The sequence below is a fragment of the Caulobacter sp. LjRoot300 genome (assembly GCF_964253875.1).
In the GTDB taxonomy this organism is placed as follows: Bacteria; Pseudomonadota; Alphaproteobacteria; order Caulobacterales; family Caulobacteraceae; genus Caulobacter.
In genome coordinates this window covers 38,562-57,682 of record NZ_CAXUSA020000009.1, presented here as the reverse complement: position 1 = coordinate 57,682, position 19,121 = coordinate 38,562, and the positions used below count along the sequence as shown (strand labels likewise).

The 19,121-nt window shown below is 70.2% G+C and carries 19 protein-coding genes; 4 read left to right on the top strand and 15 right to left on the bottom strand.

Annotated features, from left to right (window positions below; translation table 11 throughout):
* Positions 1-91 precede the first annotated feature (91 nt).
* The 5 genes from nadC to ACSQ2G_RS22160 all read right to left on the bottom strand — a co-directional run bounded on the left by nadC (position 92) and on the right by ACSQ2G_RS22160 (position 6,877).
* Complete coding sequence (nadC, locus tag ACSQ2G_RS22180; protein WP_436034589.1) at positions 92-892, bottom strand: carboxylating nicotinate-nucleotide diphosphorylase; 801 nt, start codon at positions 890-892, stop codon at positions 92-94.
* A gap of 41 nt (positions 893-933) precedes the next feature.
* A complete protein-coding gene (locus ACSQ2G_RS22175) occupies positions 934-1,530 on the bottom strand; it encodes a Uma2 family endonuclease (protein ID WP_436034547.1) in 597 nt (198 codons plus the stop codon).
* 29 nt (positions 1,531-1,559) lie between these two features.
* Positions 1,560-3,077 carry an L-aspartate oxidase gene (locus ACSQ2G_RS22170; protein ID WP_436034546.1) on the bottom strand — a complete coding sequence of 506 codons (1,518 nt, stop codon included), beginning with the start codon at positions 3,075-3,077 and terminating at the stop codon, positions 1,560-1,562.
* Between the two features lie 158 nt (positions 3,078-3,235).
* Complete coding sequence (gene nadA, locus ACSQ2G_RS22165; protein ID WP_436034588.1) at positions 3,236-4,321, bottom strand: quinolinate synthase NadA; 1,086 nt, start codon at positions 4,319-4,321, stop codon at positions 3,236-3,238.
* A 246-nt stretch (positions 4,322-4,567) separates the two neighbouring features.
* Positions 4,568-6,877, bottom strand: coding sequence for a PAS domain-containing protein (locus ACSQ2G_RS22160; RefSeq protein WP_436034545.1), 2,310 nt, complete (start codon positions 6,875-6,877; stop codon positions 4,568-4,570).
* A gap of 182 nt (positions 6,878-7,059) precedes the next feature.
* Between ACSQ2G_RS22160 and ACSQ2G_RS22155 the strand changes: the two genes are divergently transcribed.
* Positions 7,060-7,539, top strand: a complete 480-nt coding sequence (locus ACSQ2G_RS22155; RefSeq protein ID WP_436034544.1) for a Dps family protein — start codon at positions 7,060-7,062, stop codon at positions 7,537-7,539.
* A 16-nt stretch (positions 7,540-7,555) separates the two neighbouring features.
* On the top strand, positions 7,556-8,773 hold the full coding sequence (locus ACSQ2G_RS22150; RefSeq protein WP_436034543.1) for a cell wall hydrolase: 1,218 nt from the start codon (positions 7,556-7,558) through the stop codon (positions 8,771-8,773).
* Between the two features lie 59 nt (positions 8,774-8,832).
* Here the strand turns inward: ACSQ2G_RS22150 and ACSQ2G_RS22145 are convergent, their stop codons facing one another.
* Together ACSQ2G_RS22145 and trxB are read right to left on the bottom strand one after the other, a co-directional pair.
* Positions 8,833-9,318, bottom strand: a complete 486-nt coding sequence (locus tag ACSQ2G_RS22145; RefSeq protein WP_436034542.1) for a GNAT family N-acetyltransferase — start codon at positions 9,316-9,318, stop codon at positions 8,833-8,835.
* Between the two features lie 13 nt (positions 9,319-9,331).
* Entirely contained in the window at positions 9,332-10,354 is a 1,023-nt protein-coding gene (trxB, locus tag ACSQ2G_RS22140) for a thioredoxin-disulfide reductase (RefSeq protein WP_436034541.1), read from the bottom strand.
* Between the two features lie 248 nt (positions 10,355-10,602).
* Between trxB and pseI the strand changes: the two genes are divergently transcribed.
* Together pseI and ACSQ2G_RS22130 are read left to right on the top strand one after the other, a co-directional pair.
* Positions 10,603-11,655 (top strand): pseudaminic acid synthase, encoded by a 1,053-nt coding sequence (gene pseI, locus ACSQ2G_RS22135; RefSeq protein WP_436034540.1) that lies wholly within the window; start codon positions 10,603-10,605, stop codon positions 11,653-11,655.
* A gap of 124 nt (positions 11,656-11,779) precedes the next feature.
* Positions 11,780-12,004 (top strand): DUF6894 family protein, encoded by a 225-nt coding sequence (locus ACSQ2G_RS22130; protein ID WP_436034539.1) that lies wholly within the window; start codon positions 11,780-11,782, stop codon positions 12,002-12,004.
* A 32-nt stretch (positions 12,005-12,036) separates the two neighbouring features.
* On the opposite strand, the gene ACSQ2G_RS22125 is transcribed toward ACSQ2G_RS22130, so the two are convergent.
* The 8 genes from ACSQ2G_RS22125 to ACSQ2G_RS22090 form a co-directional block, all read right to left on the bottom strand.
* Positions 12,037-12,489: a MarR family winged helix-turn-helix transcriptional regulator gene (locus tag ACSQ2G_RS22125; protein WP_436034538.1), complete on the bottom strand. Its 453-nt coding sequence runs from the start codon at positions 12,487-12,489 to the stop codon at positions 12,037-12,039.
* Positions 12,490-12,717: 228 nt separating this feature from the next.
* A complete protein-coding gene (locus tag ACSQ2G_RS22120; protein WP_436034537.1) occupies positions 12,718-13,929 on the bottom strand; it encodes a mitochondrial fission ELM1 family protein in 1,212 nt (403 codons plus the stop codon).
* Between the two features lie 71 nt (positions 13,930-14,000).
* Complete coding sequence (greA, locus tag ACSQ2G_RS22115) at positions 14,001-14,474, bottom strand: transcription elongation factor GreA (protein ID WP_028037562.1); 474 nt, start codon at positions 14,472-14,474, stop codon at positions 14,001-14,003.
* 238 nt (positions 14,475-14,712) lie between these two features.
* Positions 14,713-15,393, bottom strand: a complete 681-nt coding sequence (locus ACSQ2G_RS22110) for a glutathione S-transferase family protein (protein ID WP_436034536.1) — start codon at positions 15,391-15,393, stop codon at positions 14,713-14,715.
* Between the two features lie 80 nt (positions 15,394-15,473).
* Entirely contained in the window at positions 15,474-17,195 is a 1,722-nt protein-coding gene (gene poxB, locus ACSQ2G_RS22105) for a ubiquinone-dependent pyruvate dehydrogenase (protein ID WP_436034535.1), read from the bottom strand.
* A 71-nt stretch (positions 17,196-17,266) separates the two neighbouring features.
* On the bottom strand, positions 17,267-17,557 hold the full coding sequence (locus ACSQ2G_RS22100) for a DUF1294 domain-containing protein (protein WP_436034534.1): 291 nt from the start codon (positions 17,555-17,557) through the stop codon (positions 17,267-17,269).
* Entirely contained in the window at positions 17,554-18,018 is a 465-nt protein-coding gene (locus ACSQ2G_RS22095) for a hypothetical protein (protein ID WP_436034533.1), read from the bottom strand. The genes ACSQ2G_RS22100 and ACSQ2G_RS22095 overlap by 4 nt, the downstream gene beginning before the upstream one ends.
* A 296-nt stretch (positions 18,019-18,314) precedes the next feature.
* Positions 18,315-18,698 carry a hypothetical protein gene (locus tag ACSQ2G_RS22090; protein WP_436034532.1) on the bottom strand — a complete coding sequence of 128 codons (384 nt, stop codon included), beginning with the start codon at positions 18,696-18,698 and terminating at the stop codon, positions 18,315-18,317.
* Positions 18,699-19,121: the final 423 nt, after the last annotated feature.

Here is a 19,121-nt window from a genome sequence, read left to right as displayed (position 1 = left end):
GTACCCTATGACTGATCAGCGTTAAGAAAGCGCTGCCGTTACAGGGACGGGACGTCTTGCCGCATCGCCCAAGCTAGGCGTGGAACAGCCCTCACACCGCGTCCAGGCCGATGTCCAGGACCAGGGCCGAGTGGGTCAGGGCGCCGACGCTGATCACGTCGACGCCGGTCTCGGCGATGGCCCGCACCGTGGTCAGGTTGACGCCGCCGGAAGCTTCCAGCACCGCCCGGCCCTTGGCCAGGGCGACGGCGGTCTTCAGATCGTCGAGGCTGAAATTGTCGAGCATGACCACGTCGGGGCCGTGCTTCAGGGCGTCCTCCAGCTGGTCCAGCCCGTCGACTTCCACCTCCACCTTGACCAGGTGGCCGGCGAAGGCGCGGGCCCGGCGCACGGCCTCGCCCACCCCGCCGCAGGCGGCGACGTGGTTGTCCTTGATCAGGATCGCGTCGTCCAGGCCGAAGCGGTGGTTGATCCCGCCGCCGCAGCGCACGGCGTACTTTTCCAGGGCCCGCAGGCCGGGGGTGGTCTTGCGGGTGTCGACGATGGTGGCGCCCGTGCCCTCGACCAGGCGGACATAGGCCCTCGTCAAGGTGGCGATTCCCGACAGCTTGCCCAGCAGGTTCAGGCCCGTGCGCTCGGCGGCCAGCACGGCGCGGGCGTCGCCCTCTGCCCGGGCCAGGATCGCGCCGGGCGCGGCGTCGGCGCCGTCCGGCGTGACGACCTCGAACCTGGCGGCGGGGTCCAGGGCGGCCAGGGCCAGGCGGGCGCAGGACAGGCCCGCGACCCGGCCGTCCTGCCGCGCGGCCCAGACCACCGACAGGCGGGCGTCCGGATCGATGCAGGCCTGGGCGGTGATGTCGCCGGCCCGGCCCAGGTCCTCGGCCAGGGCCATGTCGATGATCGGGCGGACCAGGAGGTCGGGGAGGGGGGTAATCAAAACAACTCCGTCAGCGGAATGCTGATCTGCGGGGCGAACGGGGGCGAGACGACTGCGCCTTCGCCTTCGAGGATGGTGGTCGAGGCCCAGGTTCCGTCGGGTTGCGGGTCGCGCAGGACGCTCACCTTCCGGCTTTCAGGCTCGACCACCCAGTATTCCGGGACGCCGGCTCGCGCGTAGAGGCGGCTCTTTACGGTCAGGTCGTTTCCGCGCGCCGAGATCGAGACCTCGACCACGAGCACGGCTTGTTCGGCCTGGGCATATTTGCCGTTCTCACCGGCCCGCACGACAAACACATCGGGTTGCGGCGCGTTACGCCGGCCGATCTGTAGGGTAGCGTTGGTGATCACCCTCAGCGCCGGTTGCGGCGCGAGCGCGCGCAGCGCGGTCTTGATCGCGAACACCACGTCGGCGTTGACGCCGCCATGATCCATCGAAGCCGGCGCCATGTGGATGATCTTCCCCTCGATCAGTTCGACATGGCCTTGAACACCGTCGAAGACGCCGGCCTGATCCATCCGCTCGAACTGGTCGAAGTCGAACAGGAACTCGCTGTCGCCACGTTCCTCGAAACCCGCGTTCGTCGCCGTCATGGCCGAGCCTCCGTTCCCGTTATGTGCCTCTATTCCGCCGCGTAGCGCAAGCCGGTGTTGGAGGCGTCCAGGGTGACGAAAGTTCGCTCCGGCAAGGCCGTGGCGGGGAAGTCGGCGCGGAAATGACCGCCTCGGCTTTCCTCGCGGGCCAGGGCGGCGCGGGCGATCAGCTGGGCGGCGACCAGGGTGGGCGCGGCGCCGTGGACCGCCTCCAGGGCGTCGAGGCCGGCGATCAGGCGCGAGAGGCCGTCGGCGTCGCGGATCACCCCGGCGTCGCGGCTCATCGCCTGGCGCAAGGTCTGGAGAGCGGTCTCCGGCAGGTCGGGCGTCGGCGCGGCGGGCAGGGGCGCGCCGCCGTGCGTCATCTCGCGGGCGATCCGGCCGGCTCTCGCGCCGAACACCGCCGCTTCCAGCAGGCTGTTGGAGGCCAGGCGGTTGGCGCCGTGCACCCCCGTGCTGGCGCATTCGCCGGCGGCCAGCAGGCCCGGCAGGCTGGTGCGGCCGTCCAGGTCGGTGGCCACCCCGCCCATGTGGTAGTGCACGGCCGGGGTCACCGGGATCGGTTGGACGCGCGGGTCGATCCCCGCGCTCATGCAGGCGGCGAACACGGCCGGGAACTCGTGCGGGAAGTGCTCGCCCACCGCCGCCGTGGCGTCCAGGAACGCGCCTCGGCCCGCCGCGCGCTCGGCGTGGATGGCCCGGGCCACCACGTCGCGCGGGGCCAGCTCCTTGGCCGGATGGTAGTCGGCCATGAACGCCCGGCCATCCGTATCGCGCAGGACCGCCCCTTCGCCGCGCAGGGCCTCGGTGGCCAGCGGGGCGGGGTCGCGGCCGATGTCGATGGCCGTGGGATGGAACTGCACGAACTCCGGATCGGCGATCTCGGCCCCGGCCAGGGCGGCCAGGCCCAGGCCCTCGCCGCGCACCTCGGCCGGGGTGGTGGTGACGGCGTAGAGGCCGCCCACCCCGCCGGTGGCCAGGATCACGGCCGGCGCGACGATCTCGACCAGGGCGCCGTCGATCTCGGCGATCAGGCCGACGACGCGGCCGGTCGCGTCCTGGAGCAGCCGCCGGGCCCGGGCGTTCTCGCGGATCTCGATCGAGGGCGCGGCGCGGACGGCGGCGATGACCGCGGCCATGATCGCCGCCCCGGCCCCGTCGCCGCCGACCCGGGCGACCCGGGCCTTGGCGTGGGCGGCCTCGAGGCTGAGCACGAACTGGCCATCAGGCTTGCGGTCGAACGGCGCGCCCAGGGCGGCCAGGGCGCGGACGGCGGCGGGGCCCTCGGTGGTCAGCAGTTCGACGGCGGCCGGATCGCAGAGTCCGGCGCCGGCCGCGATGGTGTCGGCGGCGTGCAGGGCCGGGGCGTCCTCGTCCGACAGGGCCGCGGCCATGCCGCCCTGGGCCCAGGCGCTGGAGCAGCCGGTGGCCAGCGGCGTCGGCGACAGCACCAGCGCCTTGCGCGGGACGCAAGCCAGGGCGGCGGTCAGGCCCGCCAGGCCCGCCCCGAGGATCACGGGGCCGTCGAAGGTGATGCGGTCGGTCATGCTTCAACTCCACTCCCTTCCCCCTTGATGGGGGAAGGGCCGGGGATGGGGGTGAACGCGAAGCGTTCAGCCATCGAAGAAACGCGTACAGGGCGGGACGGTGGAGACGCTGAGGTCACCCCCATCCCAACCCTTCCCCCATCAAGGGGGAAGGGCTTTCAGATCAACTCCACGTCCACGTGGTGCTTGGCCTTGACCAGGTCGTACCGCGCCGGAACCGCCGGCGGCGGCAGGTCGATCATCCGCTGGACGGCCAGCTTGGCGCGGACCTGGACGCCGGGGTCGACCGTCACCTCGTACTGGTCGTGGACCAGGGCGTCGTAGATGTTCCGCAGGGTGATCCGCTTCATGTGCGGGCACAGGTTGCAGGGGCCGATGAACTGGGTGCCCGGGCTTTCGGCCTGGACGTTGGAGGCCATCGAGCACTCGGTGATCAGCACCACCTGCTTGGGCTTGCGCAGCGCCACGTAGTCGTTCATCGCCGCGGTCGAGCCGGCGAAGTCGGCGGCCTCCAGGATCTCGGCCGGGCACTCGGGATGGGCCAGGATGTCGGCGCCCGGATAGGCCGCGCGCATGTCGGCGATGTCCTGGGCGGTGAAGCGCTCGTGCACCTCGCAGCGGCCGGCCCAGGCGATGATCTTGACCTCGGTCTGGCGGGCGACGTTGCGGGCCAGGAACTCGTCGGGGATCAGGATCACCTTGTCGACGCCCCATTCGCGGGCCGCCCACTCCACCACCTGCACGGCGTTGGCGCTGGTGCAGCAGATGTCGGTCTCGGCCTTCACGTCGGCGGTGGTGTTGACATAGGTGACCACCGGCAGCCCCGGGTGGCGCTGCTTGATCAGCCGCACGTCGGCGCCGGTGATCGAGGAGGCCAGGCTGCAGCCGGCCCGCAGGTCGGGGATCAGCACGCGCTTCTCCGGGGCCAGCACCTTGCTGGTCTCGGCCATGAAGTGCACGCCGGCCTGGACGATCACCGCCGCGTCGCACTTGGCCGCCTCGCGAGCCAGGGCCAGGCTGTCGCCGACGAAATCGCCCACGCCGTGGAAGATCTCGGGCGTCATGTAGTTGTGGGCCAGGATGACGGCGTTCTTCTCGCGCTTCAGCCGGTTGATCTCGGCGATCAGCGGCGCGTGGATCCGCCATTCCAGCGGGGTCACATGGTGCTTGACCTTGTCCCACATCGACGCGGTCGCGGCTTCGACGTCGGGGGTGAAGGCGAGGGGCGCGAAACCGTCCGCCACGAAACCATCAGCCATGTGAACCTCACTTATGCTCAATCTGAGCATTTCAAGGGCCTCAAAAAACGCCGGAAACGGAGCGCTTCCCCGCCTCGGCGTCGCCCTTATGCTTAAATTGAGCAAAAGGGATGGATCACATATAGACCTTCCGACGCGGCTTGCAAAGGGCGCGCGTGAAAATCCGTGTTCGGCGCGATGGGGCGGGTCCGTTCGAGCCTTGTCGGAAGCGGGCGAGGAGCCGCCGCCCGCCTACCCCTTCGCCTTGCCGCCCTTCTTCACGGCCTTGGTGGGCGCGTGCCGGTCCCAGGCGTCCGCCATGGCCTGGGCCAGGGCATCCAGGGCGTACGGCTTGCGCAGCAGGGGCCATGGCGTCTCGTGGGCGCGGACCAGTTCCTGGCCGGTGTAGCCGGAGCTGAGCAGGATCGGCAGCTCGGGCCGCTCGTGCGACAGGGTCACCGCCAGGTCGACCCCGCTCTTGCCGCCCGGCATGATCACGTCGGTGATCACCAGGGCCAGGGTCGGGTCGGTGCGGGCGATGGTCAGGGCCTCGTCGGCGCTGGCGGCGCGGCTGACCATGTGGCCCAGCTCGTCGATCATCGCGGCGATCAGGTCGCCCACCTCGGCGTCATCCTCGACCAGCAGCACGTGCGAGGTGGCGCGGGTGGCGGGCGGCTGGACGGTTCGCACTTCCACCGGCGAGAAGGCTTCGCGCACCGGCAGCATCATGGCCACCGTCGTGCCGACGCCCAGCTCGGACTCGATGCTGACCTCGCCGTCGCTCTGGCGCACGAAGCCGTAGACCTGCGACAGGCCCAGGCCCGTGCCCTTGCCGACCGGCTTGGTAGTGTAGAAGGGCTCGAAGGCCCGCTCCAGGGTCTGGGCGTCCATGCCCGCGCCGGTGTCGCGCACGGCCACGCGCAGATAGCGGCCGGCCGGCAGCTCGCCCCGGGGTTCGGCCAGATCGACGCCTTGCGAGGTGATGGTGATCCGCCCGCCGGGCGGGGTGGCGTCGCGGGCGTTGACCACCAGGTTCAGCAGGGCGGCCTCGAACTGGCCGGAGTCGGTCAGGGTGGTGCGGCCGCCGGCCTTGAGGTCCAGGGCCAGGTCGACGCCTTCCCCGACCGCCCGGCGCAGCAGGCTCTCGCTGTCGGTGATCATCGCGTCGATCCGGCAGATCTCGGGGTTCAGCGGCTGGCGGCGAGCGAAGGCCAGCAGGTGCTGGGTCAGCTTCTCGCCGCGGCGGGCCGCCGACTGGGCGGCCTCCAGCATGCGCTCGCGTCGCTTGTCGTCCACGGGGTTGCGCTGCAGTACGTCCAGGGCGCCGATGATCACGGTCAGCAGGTTGTTGAAGTCGTGGGCCACCCCGCCGGTCAGCTGGCCGATCGCCTCCAGCTTCTGGGACTGGGTCAGGGCGGCCTGGGCGGCGTCGCGCTCGGCCAGGGCCTCCTGCACGCGGTCGGCCAGCAGTTCGTTCAGGCCCGTCAGCTTGGCCTCGGCCTCCTTGGCCTCGGTGACGTCGAAGGCGATGCCGATGAAGCCGATGAACTCGCCGCCGGGCCCCAGGCGCGGCTGCGAGAACGACTTGAGCCAGCGGATCTGGCCGTCGGCCCGGCGGTAGCGGCCCTGCAGGCTGAACGGCTTGCGCGAGGCCTCGCCGGCGATCTGGGCCTTGAGGATGGCCGGCAGGTCGTCGGCGTGCAGGCGCGAGCGCCAGTCCAGCACCAGGGCCTCGGCGTAGGTCACGCCGGCGAACTGGACATAGGCGGCGTTGACGAACACGCGCAGGCCGTCGTCGCCGCTGATCCACATCAGGGCCGGGGCGCTGTCGGCCAGGGCGCGGAAACGGGCCTCGCTCTCGCGCAGGCTCTCCTCGGCGCGGCGGCGCTCGGTGACCTCGAAATTGACGCCGAGGACGCGCAGGGCGCGGCCGGCCTCGTCGCGGAGCACCTCGCCGCGGCCGTGGATCCAGCGCTCGCCGTCGGGATGGTCGGCCAGCCGGTATTCGACCTCGTAATGGCCGCCCTTCAAGGCCTCGCGCAGCTTGTCCCGGACCAGGGCGCGATCGTCTGGGTGGACGACCTCGATCAGGCCGTCCAGCTCGACCGGGCCTTCGAGCGGCAGGCCCAGGTTGCGGCGGGCGGTGGGCGACAGGTCCAGGACGTTGTTCTGGACGTCCCATTCCCACGGGCCGACCCCGGCGGAGGTCTGGGTGACCTGCAGCCGGGCCTCGGCCTCGGACTGCCGGCGGCGGGCCTCGGCCAGCTTGACCATGCTGGAGCGCAGGCCGGCGGCCACGGCGGTGGTGATCAGCGACGAGACCGCGAACAGCACCAGGGTGGCGACCTGGCTGCGGGTCATGGCCTCGCCCCGGAAGGCGCCGAGCAGCCAGCCGGCGAAGACCAGGCCCGCCGCGATCGGGGCCAGACCCCACCGCCAGCCGGCGTAGAGGGTGACCAGGATCATGGCGGGAAAGAAGGTCTGGGTCGCGCCGACGCCCGCGGTCAAGCCCAGCAGGGCGATTCTCAGCCCCATCGCCGCCAGGATCGCCGCCGCCGTCACCAGGGTCGCACGCCAGGCCGGCGGCGGGATCCCCGGGATGAGCCACGCGCTTATCGTGTCAGGCCAAGCGCGCCCACCAACTTTTGCGTGGGGATCTTCAATCTTCATGGGAGTCCAGGCGGATAACGGCTTGCCTGGAGCATGGACACGCTTACCTAGGACGCGCAACACGGGAGATCATGATGGCAGCGAACCTGAACACCGGCTTCACCGCGAAACAACGCGCCGACATCGTGGCCGGCCTGAACAAGGTTCTGGCGGACAGCTATGCGCTGTATCTGAAGACCCACGGCTATCACTGGAACGTGCGCGGCCCCAACTTCCAGGCCCTGCACGTGCTGCTGGAAGGCCAATACACCGAGCAGTGGACGGCGCTGGACGCCATCGCCGAGCGCATCCGCGCCCTGGGCGAACTGGCGCCGATGGGCTACAGCGCCTTCGGCAACCTCTCCAGCGTCAAGGACGGCGACGCCGAGAAGGAATGGGAAGGCATGTTCCAGGAGCTGCTGGCCGACAACGAGACGGTGATCGCCACCCTGCGCGGCGCCTTCACGGCCGCTGACGAAGCCGGCGACGAGGCCACCGCCGACCTCTACACCCAGCGCCTGGCCGCCCACGAGAAGCACGCCTGGATGATCCGCTCCACGCTCGGCGGAAAGTGATCGCCCTGGAGCCTTCGTGCCCGAACTAGATCGACAGTCGGTGATCAAGGCCGTCGGGGCGCTCGTCGTCCTCGGCGGCCTTTCCGCGTGCTCGACCTATTACATGCCGGCCGGGGCCGGCCGGGCGGCGGGCGTGGCCCGTCTCGCCGGCAGTCTGTCGGACGCCGGCCTGGCGCGCTACACGGCCGACATGGACCAGGCCATGCTGGCCCTGGCCCGTCGGCACGATCCCCGACCGCACAAGGACTACTGGGGCCGGGTGCGGGGCTGGGAGAAGCTGGATCTGCACGTGATCCCGCGCCTGGGCGACCGCGATGCGGACTTCGACGAGGCGCGGATCATCAACGGCTTCAAGCCCGCCTCGCCCCTGGCCGTGGAGCCTTCGCGGCCCTTCATGCTGACCGGCGCCGCCACCGAGCGCGACAAGGCCCTGCGCTGCCTGACCCAGGCGGTCTATTTCGAGGCCGGCTTCGAGCCGATCGAGGGCCAGCGGGCGGTGGCCCAGACCGTGATCAACCGGGTGCGCCACCCCGGCTATCCCAAGTCGATCTGCGGGGTCGTCTACGAGGGCGCGGCGCGGGGAACGGGCTGCCAGTTCAGCTTCACCTGCGACGGCTCGCTGCTGCGGACGATCAGCCCGGTGGTCTGGACCAACGCCGAGATCATCGCCAAGCAGGCCCTGGCCGGCTACGTGATGAAGGACGTGGGAACCGCGACCCACTACCACGCCAGCTACGTCTATCCGTACTGGGCGCCGACCCTGGTCAAGCTGCGGACCGTGGGCAGGCACGTCTTCTATCGCTGGACCGGGCCGTCGGGCACGCAGGCGGCCTTCCGCGGCCGCTATTCGGGCGACGAGACGGTCTCGGCCGACATCCTGATGGGCGCCGACCCGCGCACCCTGGAGGCCGCCCCGCCAGGCTCGCTGGCCGCCGTGGCGGCGGGCGTCGAGAGCCTGGTCCCCGTGGCCACCGGCGAGGCGGCCAAGATCGTCAGCCCCGAGGGCGTGGTCGAGATCCTGCCGCCGATGACCGGCGACCCGGCCGCGGCCATGCGCGGCGGCCGTCGCCTGCCGACACCGGAAGAGATCGACAAGATCAACAAGGCCCTGGGCGTGCTGGAAGCGCCGCCGGTCGACACCACGGTCAAGCCCGTCGAGGCCGCCCCGCCGCCTCCGCCGGAACCGCCCAAGCCCAAGCCGCGGCCGCCGAGTCTGGTCAATCGGCTGAACTGACGGGATACGGCCGGGGACAGGCGCATGCGCCTGTCCCCAGTCTCGCGACCGGGGCGGGGTTAGACCCCGAACGCCTTGGCGTAGGTCACCGTCACCGGCGTATCCAGGGCTCCGCGAACCAACGCCAACCCCATGAACGACGGTCCCGAGAACGGCGCCGTCACCGTTCGCGCGGCCTCCGCCGAATAGCCGACGCGCGGATAGTAGTCGGGATGGCCCAGCACGATCACGGCCTCGATCCCGGCCTTGCGGCACAGCTCATGGCCGACCTGCATCAGCGCCGCGCCCACCCCGTCTCCCTGATGAGGGGGCGGCACCGACAGCGGGGCCAGGGCGGCGAAGCGTCGGCCGGTGTCGGTGATCAGCGGGCTGAACAGCAGGTGGCCGACGATGAAGCCGTCCTCCTCGGCGACCAGTTCCACCAGGGCGTCGCCGTCGGCGCGCAGGGCGTCGACGAGGTCGGCTTCGTCAGACTGGCCGAAGGCCGCGGCGACCACGGCGTGGATCTCGGCGCGATCCTCGCTCGTGGCTTCCCTGATCAACATGGGCGGATCAGCATCACCAGACCCCGATCTTCTCGGCCTCGTGGTGGCTGATCGGGTGGTGGGCCTTCTTGTGGTCTTCCTCGGCCAGGAAGCGCACGGCCTCCAGGGCGGCCATGCAGCCCATGCCGGCCGCGGTGACGGCCTGGCGGTAGACGTCGTCGGTGACGTCGCCGGCCGCGTAGACGCCGGCCACGGCGGTCGAGGTCGTGCCCGGCTTGACGCTCAGATAGCCGCCGGCGTGGGTTTCCAGCTGGTCCTTGAACAGCTCGGACGACGGGGCATGGCCGATGGCGATGAACACGCCGTCGCAGTTCACGACCTGCGTCTGGCCGGTCTTGACGTTCTTCAGCCGCACGCCGGTGACCCCCCCAGGGGCGCCATTTTGGGGATTGCTGTCGCCCAGCACCTCGTCGATGGCGCTGTCCCAGATCACCTCGATCTTGGGATGGGCCTGCAGGCGCTCCTGCAGGATCATCTCGGCCCGCAGCTCGTCCTTGCGGTGCACCAGGGTCACCTTGCTGGCGAAGCTGGTCAGGAACAGGGCTTCTTCCACGGCGGTGTTGCCCCCGCCGACCACCACGACGTCCTTGTTGCGGTAGAAGAAGCCGTCGCAGGTGGCGCAGGCGCTGACGCCGAAGCCCTGGAACTTGGCTTCGCTCTCCAGGCCCAGCCACTTGGCCTGGGCGCCGGTGGCGATGATCAGGGTCTCGGCGAACCAGTCCTGGCCGCTGTCGGTCTTGAGGTGGAACGGGCGCTTGGAGAGGTCGGCCGACAGCACGATGTCGCTGACGAATTCGGTGCCCACATGCTCGGCCTGGGCCTTCATCTGGTCCATCAGCCACGGGCCCTGGATCACGTCGGCGAAGCCGGGATAGTTCTCGACGTCGGTGGTGATCGTCAGCTGGCCGCCCGGCTGGATGCCGGCGATCAGCACGGGCTTGAGCAGCGCGCGGGCGGCGTAGATGGCGGCGGTGTAGCCGGCGGGACCCGATCCGATGATCAGGCAGCGGGTGTGGCGGGGTTCGGGAGTCGACATGGGCGCAGATATAGGGCCGATTCCGGTTTGGCGCGACTCCGTGCGGGTATGATGATCCTCCCCCTGTGGGGGAGGTGGCCCGAAGGGCCGGAGGGGGGATTGGCGGGGTGTCGGCCGCCCTGAAACTCCCCCCACCGATCGCTGCGCGATCGCCTCCCCCATAGGGGGAGGACCAAGGTCCACGCGATCAACGCCTCGTCCACGATTTCAAGGTTAATGTGGCGGCAACACCCATAGAGCCCCCGCCCATGACCGCCCCCTTCATCGAGATCGCCGGCCGCAAGATCGGCGCCGACTTCGAGCCCTATCTGATCTGCGAACTGTCGGGCAACCACAACGGCAGCCTGGACCGGGCCCTGGAGATGGTCGACGCCGCCGCCGACACCGGCTGCGACGCCATCAAGCTGCAGACCTACACCGCCGACACCATCACGCTGGACGTCGATCGGCCCGAGTTCAAGATCCACGGCGGCCTGTGGGACGGGCGCAGCCTGCACGAGCTCTACCAGGAGGCCCAGACCCCCTACGAATGGCACGGGCCGATCTTCGAGCGGGCGACCAAGCGCGGCGTGACGATCTTCTCCAGCCCGTTCGACGAGACCGCCGTCGACCTGCTGGCGGGCCTGGGCGCCCCCGCCTACAAGATCGCCTCGTTCGAGGCCGTCGACCTGCCGCTGATCCGCTATGCCGCCCGCCAGGGCAGGCCGCTGATCATCTCGACCGGCATGGCCAACCTGGCCGAGATGCAGACCGCCCTCGACACCGCTCTGGAAGCCGGGGCGGCGGGGGTGCTGCTGCTGCACTGCGTATCCAGCTACCCGGCCAGCTTCGAGGACGCCAATGTCCGCACCGTGGTCGACATGGCCGCGCGGTTCGGCTGCCCGATCGGCCTGTCGGACCACACGCCGGGGACGGCGGCCTCTGTCGCGGCGGTGTCGCTGGGCGCCTGCGCGGTGGAGAAGCACTTCACCCTGGCGCGCGCCGACGGCGGCCCGGACGCCGCCTTCAGCCTGGAGCCGGCCGAGTTCCGCGCCCTGTGCGACGACATCCGCAACGCCTGGAAGGCCCTGGGCCGGGTGAACTATGACCTGCTGGGCAGCGAACGCGGCAATCGCCAGTTCCGCCGCTCGCTCTACGTCACCGCCGACGTCGCGGCCGGCGAGGTCCTGACCAAGGCCAATGTCCGCTCGGTCCGTCCTGGCAATGGCCTGCCGCCGGCCGACTACGAGGCCGTGCTGGGCCGCCCGGCCGCCCGCGCCCTGAAGCGCGGCGAACCCCTGGCCTGGGACATGGTGGGTTAGAGGGGCAAGCCGAAGACGCCGTTCGCCCCGTCTGCATCCGAAACCCCAAGGCCGACGTTGCTTCCTTGGGCTGGCGCCCAGTTTGCGTGGAGACGCGCATCTGTGGCGTAGAGGAGGCATGGACATGCCCCGCTTTCATTTCGAGGTCCGGGGCGCCGAGCGCTTTCCGGATCCCGAGGGCGTGATGCTGAGAGACCGGGCGTCGGCCCGCAAGGAAGCCGCGCGACTGTCGGCCGCCCTGGTGCGCGACTATCCTGAGGTGTTCGCCGAAGGACGCTCATGGAGCCTGTGCATCCTCGACGAGGAAGGACGGACGCTGGAGACTCTGCCGATCGACCCACCGCCGTAGGCCGGTAGGCGGCAGAATCCAAAAGGACGCGGCTATTTCCCCAGAGCCGTTCGCTTGGCCGGCGGCGAGAGCCGGGCCAGCAGCCTTTCGAGGTCGTCGACCAGCCGGTCCAGCGTGGCCGGGTCGAAGATCTCAAGCCATTGATCTTCCAGGGCGCCGAGCTGCGCCATGACATCGTCCGCCAAGCGGCGACCGGCGGGCGAGGCCTCGACCAGCACGGTACGGCGGTCCCTGGGCGGGGTGGAGCGGTCCACCAGGCCGCGCGCCACCAGGCTGTCGATCGTCCGGGTCAGCGAGGTGCGGTCCATCGCGCAGGCCAGGGCCAGTTCGGTCATGGTGGACGCGCCCGCCTTGGCCAGGGCGTTCAGGGCGATCCATTGGGTCAGGTTCAGGTCGCGCGGCAGCAGCGCGTCCGACACGAGGGCCCGTCGCTGCTGCTCCACCCGATAGAGCACCTCGGTGAGACTGGCGCGCGAGAGGCTCACGATGGGATCGATGTCCTTCGGGGCGATGGCTCGGCCAAGGTTGCGGCGTTCGTGACCGGTAACGCGGAGGGGATGGCCCCGTTCCGTAAACGTCGAGGTTGCGGTTCGGATTCAGCTTGAGCGTGTCGATTTCGCTCACCGAGCGACCTGGGGCGGAGGCTTGAGCGTGCGGGATCGGCACGCTGACGCTTTGGCCTGCCGCGTCGAGGGGACCGGCAAGCTCCACACTCAAGGCTTGGACGCCCTTGGCATGTCCATCCGGCCTCGCCCGTCCATCCGCGCCACCACCTCGGCCGCCGCCCGGCCGGTCTCGTCGACCGGCGCGTAGGTCCAGCCGTGGAAGGCCCCGCCATAGGGCCGGGCCGCGCCCATGCCCTCCAGCTCCTGGTGGAACAGGCGAAACTTCAGGCTCGTCCCGTCCATCTTCAGGATGAACACCGGCTTGCCCGTCGAGGCCGCCTCGGTGGCCATGTTGGTGGAGTCCTCGGTGACCAGGATGTAGTCGGCCGCGGCCAGGAAGGCGAAATAGGGGTTGGGGCCGGTCCCGTCCCAGATGATCCCTGGCAGGTGGCGCAGGCGGGCGGCCAGCAGGGCCTTGGCCGGCTCGGGCGTGCGCCGCGAGAAGGTCATCAGCAGGCTGCCGCCCTCCTGCTCCAGCGGCAGCTGGATCTGGTGGGCCATCTCGGCGGCGCGCACGGCCGACAGGTCGAAGGCCCGGGACTTGCCGCCCAGCAGCACCGCCACGCGCGGCCGGGGCAGGGCGTCGATCAGGTCCCTGAACGCCTCGTATTCGCTCTCGAGCCGCGCGGCCGTCACCCGGTGCGGCGATCCGGTGATCGGCAGGACGTTGTCGCCGGACAGCCGGTCGTGCTTGGGCGGGATCACCAGGTCGAACATGTGGGCCGGGACGCGCGGGTCCTGGATCTGCACGACATAGGTCTTGCCGCCAGACCAGCGCCTGGCGCGGATCGACAGGGGCAGGGTGGCGCGGCCGGCGGCGATCCACAGGTCGGGCCAGGGGGGCTGGATCTGGCTCTCGGGCGTCAGCCAGCGGCGCGGCAGCCAGTTGGCCCACCAGGGCAGGCGGCCGGTCCGGCCGCTCCAGCCCACGCGCTTGACCACGATCGTCGCCGGGACCTGGCGGGCCACGGCCTCGGCCAGGCCCACGGCCTGGGCCTCGATGCCGGCCCGGCCGTCCGAGATCGCCCAGATGACGATGGGGTCTCGGGCGGGAAGCTCGGGGACGGGGGGAGGCGTCGGCTCGGGCGCGGGCGTATCGACGGCCCCGGGGCGCGACTTGGGACGGGCCGCGACGCGCGGCCCGGGCTTGGCGGCCTTCGGCGCGGCGGCCGCCTTGGCCGGGGCCTTGCGCGCCTTGGCGACCTTGGGCTCCGTCGCCGCCGATGTCTTCTTTTCAACCACGTCGGTGATCCCGGCCATAGCAAGACGACGCGCCGGCAAGCTGGAGCGGCCGGCGCGTCGTCTGCAATGTCCCTGGAATGGGGCTTAAGCTAGACCCATTCGACCTTGAGGATCTCGTAGGCCTTCACGCCGCCGGGCGTATAGACCTCGACCACCTCGCCGACTTCCTTGCCGATCATGGCGCGCGACAGCGGCGAGCTCAGCGAGATGCGGCCCGACTTCACGTCGGCCTCGTGGTCGCCGACGATCTGGTAGCGAGCCTCTTCCTCGGTGTCCTCGTCGACGACGCTGACCGTCGCGCCGAACTTCACCTGGGTGCCCGACAGTTTCGAGACGTCGATGACCTGGGCGCGGGCGATCTTGTCCTCGATCTCGGCGATGCGGCCTTCGATCCAGCCCTGGCGTTCCTTGGCCGCATGGTACTCGGCGTTTTCCGACAGGTCGCCATGCTGGCGCGCCTCGGAAATCGCGGCGATCACCGCCGGCCGTTCGATGGTCTTCAAACGCTTCAGTTCTTCGTCGAGGGTCTGGTAACCCCCGGCGGTCATCGGCACTTTTTCCATTGCGGATTTTAGCTCGGTTCGCCCAAAGGGAGGAAGACTCCCGGACGTTGGCGCGACGACCGGGGGCTGAGAGGATAGGCGCCGCGTTAGCGATAAGCAAGTACCCGCCCGTAAAGTGAAGCTTGACCGGGACGGCGGCCTGGATCAAGCGCGCTCGCGGGGTTCTTGTTCCTTTTGCGTTGTCTGATGCGGTTGGAGGCATCCAGATGGGCATGTCCCCCATGGCCGGCAAGGCCCGTCAGCGCGCGTAATCGTAGGGTCCTCCGCGTTCCAGCGCCTGGCGGTAGGCCGGGCGGGCGTGGATGCGGTCCAGGAACGCCTTCACGTGCGGCCGCGAGGCCGCCCCGGCCCGGGCGGCGCCGGCCTCGAGCGGGAAGCTCATCATGATGTCGGCGGCGGTGAAGTCCGGCCCGGCGAACCATTCGGTCTTGGCCAGCTCGGCCTCCCAATAGTCGATATGGCTCTTCAGCTGCAGGTCGATGAAGCCGCTCTGGGCCTTGGCGGCGATGGTCCTGACCAGGCCTTTCAGCAGGCCCGGCGCGCGGTCGGGCAGGGCGGTGAACACCAGCTTCAGCAGCAGGGGCGACATGGCCGAGCCCTCGGCATAGTGCAACCAGTAGGTCCAGCGCAGCCGCTCGGGCGTCCCGGCGGCCGGGACCAGCCGGCCCTGGCCATAGGTCTCGACCAGGTATTCGACGATCGCCCCGGTCTCGGCGAGGGTCTTGTCGCCGTCGGTGACCCCATCATCTGTAATAATTGGCGACTTGCCCAGCGGATGGACGGCCAGCAGTTCGGGCGGCGCCAGCATGGTCTTGGGATCGCGTTCGTAGCGCCTGACCTCGTAGGGGGCGCCCAGCTCCTCCAGCAGCCACAGCACCCGCTGGCTGCGCGAGTTGTTCAGGTGGTGGACGACGATCATGGCGGCTCCCCGAGGCAGGGGCGCAGGGGGCACGGCGAAGGCCGCATCCGTCAAGGGCCATATCCGTCAGGGAAAAGCCGTCACCGCAGCAGGTTGACCTTGGCCAGGTCGATCAGCTCGCCCGCCCGGCCGTCCAGCACCGCCTTCAGCGCGAAGACGCCGAAGTTGCCGGCCTCGCGGGCGGCGATCCGGGGCGGCATGACCAGTTCCTGGCGGGCGCTGACCACATCGACCAGGGCCGGCCCGGGATGGGCGAAGGCCGCGGCGACGGCGGCCTCCAGGGCCTGCGGGCGCTCCACGCGGAAGGCCTTCACGCCCATGGCCTGGGCCATGGCGGCGAAGTCGGGATTGACCAGGTCGACGGCGGTGTCCAGGAAGCCGCCGGCCTTCATCTCCATCTCCACGAAGCCCAGCGTACCGTTGTTGAGCACGATCACCTTCACCGGCAGGCCCAACTGCGACAGGCTGATGAAGTCGCCCATCATCATCGAGAAGCCGCCGTCGCCGGACATCGACACCACCTGCCGGTCCGGAAAGGCCGCCTGGGCCCCGATCGCCTGCAGCATCGCATTGGCCATCGAGCCGTGGTTGAACGAGCCCAGCAGCCGCCGGCGGCCGTTCAGTTTCAGGTAGCGCGCGGCCCAGACGGTGGGCGTGCCGACGTCGCAGGTGAAGATCGCGTCCTGGGCCGCCAGGTCGCTGACCATCCGCGACACCTGCTGGGGATGGATCTGGGTGGCGCCCGGCGTGATCGCGGCCAGGGCGTCCAGCCCCTCGCGGGCCTTGGCGTAGTGCGCGAGGGCCTTGTCCAGGAAGCGGCGGTCGGTCTTGACGGCCAGCCGGGGCAGCAGGGCGTCCAGCGTCTCGCCCACGTCGCCCAGCACGCCCAGATCGATGCGGCAACGGTTGCCCAGGGCCTCGGGACTGACGTCGACCTGCGCCACCCGGGCCTTGTCCGGATAGAACTGGCGGTAGGGAAAGCCCGAGCCCAGGATCATCAGGGTGTCGCACGCCTTCATGGCCGCATAGCCCGACGAGAAGCCGATGAAGCCGGTCATGCCCACGTCATAGGGATTGTCGTGCTCGATGGACTCCTTGCCGCGCAGGGCGTGGACGATCGGGGCCTTCAGGGCCTCGGCCAGGGCCAGCACCTGCTCGCGGGCGCCGGCGCAGCCAATGCCGCACAGCAGGGTGATGCGCTGGGACCCGTTGAGGATGTCGGCCAGGGCGGCGACGTCGCGCTCGGGCGGGACCAGCCGGGGCGGGGACGGGGCGATCCAGGTCGGCGGCGTCGCGTCCAGCGGCCGCAGCGCCACGTCGCCCGAGATCACCACCACCGCCACGCCCTTGCGGGCGATGGCCACGCGCAGGGCCCGCTCCAGCACCTGCGGCAGGTTCTCCGGCTGGGAGACCAGCTCGACATAGTGGCTGCAGTCCTTGAACAGGCTCTCGGGATGGGTGGCCTGGAAGTAGTCGATGCCGATCTCGGTGCTGGGGATATGGGCGGCGATCGCCAGCACGGGGGCGCCGCTACGCTGGGCGTCGAACAGGCCGTTGATCAGGTGCAGGTTGCCGGGACCGCAGCTGCCGGCGCAGACGGCGACCTGGCCGGTCAGCTGGGCCTCGGCCCCGGCGGCGAAGGCCGCCGCCTCCTCGTGCCGCACATGGACCCAGTCGATCTTTCCACGCGCCCTCAGGGCGTCTGTGAAGCCGTTGAGCGAGTCGCCGGCCACGCCGTAGACGCGCTTGACGCCGGCCGCTTCCAGGGTCTCGGCGATGAGGTGGGCGGCCGTTCGCGTCATCGCCGATCCTTGGTGCTCGGGGTTTGCAACCTTGAACACCTTGGACGGCGATGGGTTCGATGGTCTTGTCCTTATCGGCTGTGGCGGCGCGCCCACCAGAGCGCCAGGCCGGCGACGATCGCCACGACCTGCACGAACACGATCAGCGTCAGCCAGCCGCCGAACGGCTGCTTGCGGGTCTTGTGGCGGAACACCGGCCGGGCGACCAGGGCGCCGACGCTGCCGCCCAGGGCGGCCAGGACCAGCAGCAGGCGCTCGGGAATCCGCGACCGGCCCTGGACGGCGGCCAGCTTGTCCCAGCCGAAGACCAGGAAGGTCGCCAGGTTCAGGACGCCCAGGACCAGCGCCGCCAGGGCCGTCACGCCGAGGCGTCCACCCGGTGGAGCGGCGGCGCCTCCAGCGGCTTCAGGTCCGGCTCGACCCAGCCGCGCCGGGCCGCGACGCTGAACAGCCGCTCGCGCGACCAGAAGCTCAGCGGCCAGGCCTTGTCGCCCGTCGGCGTGGCCAGCAGCCGCGCGGCGGCCTCGCTGTCGGAGGTTCCCCCAGGCAGGGCGGCGACGAAGGCGCGGATGGCGGCCAGATAGGCCTGGGTGATGGTCTCGTGATAGCCGTTATGGTCATCGTTCACCCCGCCGACCGCCACGTTGTAGGTCTGGATGATACGCGGCATGTCGCGCTCCAGGCCTTCGTTCCGCGTACGGACCAGGCGCAGGGTGGCGACCATGTGCGCGGCGTGCGTCCACTGGGCCTTGGGCAGGCTGTGGTCGAGCAGGCGGGCGGCGAGGTCGGCGATTTCGGCGTCGGTATAGAGAGGGGCGGTCATGGGGCAAGGCTTAGTCCTTGCCGGGACGGGGCTCAATCGGGGCTGAGGTGGTGGTTCCGTTTTCGACCCCGTTGCGGAGCGCCATGCGTCCTTCGAGGCGCGCTCAGGAGCGCGCACCTCAGGATGAGGAATTCAGCACAAAGGTCCTCATCCTGAGGCGCCCGCGCAGCGGGCCTCGAAGGACGCACGGCGTGTCCGACAACCACTTCCCAGACTCTCGAACGTCCGCCTTCTGAAAGCTCCCATCCGCTGGCGAAGGACGCCAGCGGCGACGCCGAAAGGTGGGAGGATGGTCCTCACAACCGTCCGCGTCGGCCGCCCTTCAGTTTGTCCAGCGCGCGGCGGGTATGTTCGGCCTGAGCGGACACTGGGGCCGCCGGGTCGGCCGCCGGCCGCGAGGCCATGATCATCGCGCTGACGTTCGCCACGCCTTGGGCTGCGTGCAGGCCCGCGGCGGCCGTTTCGGCCAGCGGTGGCTTGCCGCGCGGCGTCGGCACGATCAGGGCGACCTTGCGGGCCATGGCGACCAGTTCGCCGACGGCTTTCACCTTGTCGCGGGCCTGGCGGATGACGGCGGGATCGGTGGCGGCCTCGATGGTCTTCCAGGCCGCGTCGAGGGCGGCCATCAGCTTGAGCTGGAAGGCGGCGCACCAGGTGGGGATGTCTTGAGCTTGGGTCATGCCGCTAGTGTGCGGCCGTCCTGGAGGGTGGGGATCGGAAACGTACGTTTTTGTGTAGGGCGTTGGATTCGTTGAGGTCGTGATTGGCGGGAGCGGGGATAGACGCCGGCTGACCCAGCCGGGGACATGCACTTGTGCGTGTCCCCATCGGGGCGCGGCGGGCTTCGCCTTGCGACTTGCGGGGTGAATTTGGCGGATGAGTTTGGGGACACGCACAAGTGCATGTCCCCGCACGCGGTTCGGCGGGAGCGGGGATAGACGACCTTCAGCCCACCTCGCCACCGTCATCCCGGGCCTCGTGCCCGGGACCCCTCAGTCCGCCGCAGGTGCGGATGAGTGGCGCGCCGGCGCGCCAAGGCGCTTCACGTGCGAGCTGAACCAGGGGTCCCGGGCACGAGGCCCGGGATGACGAGCTACAAGAGA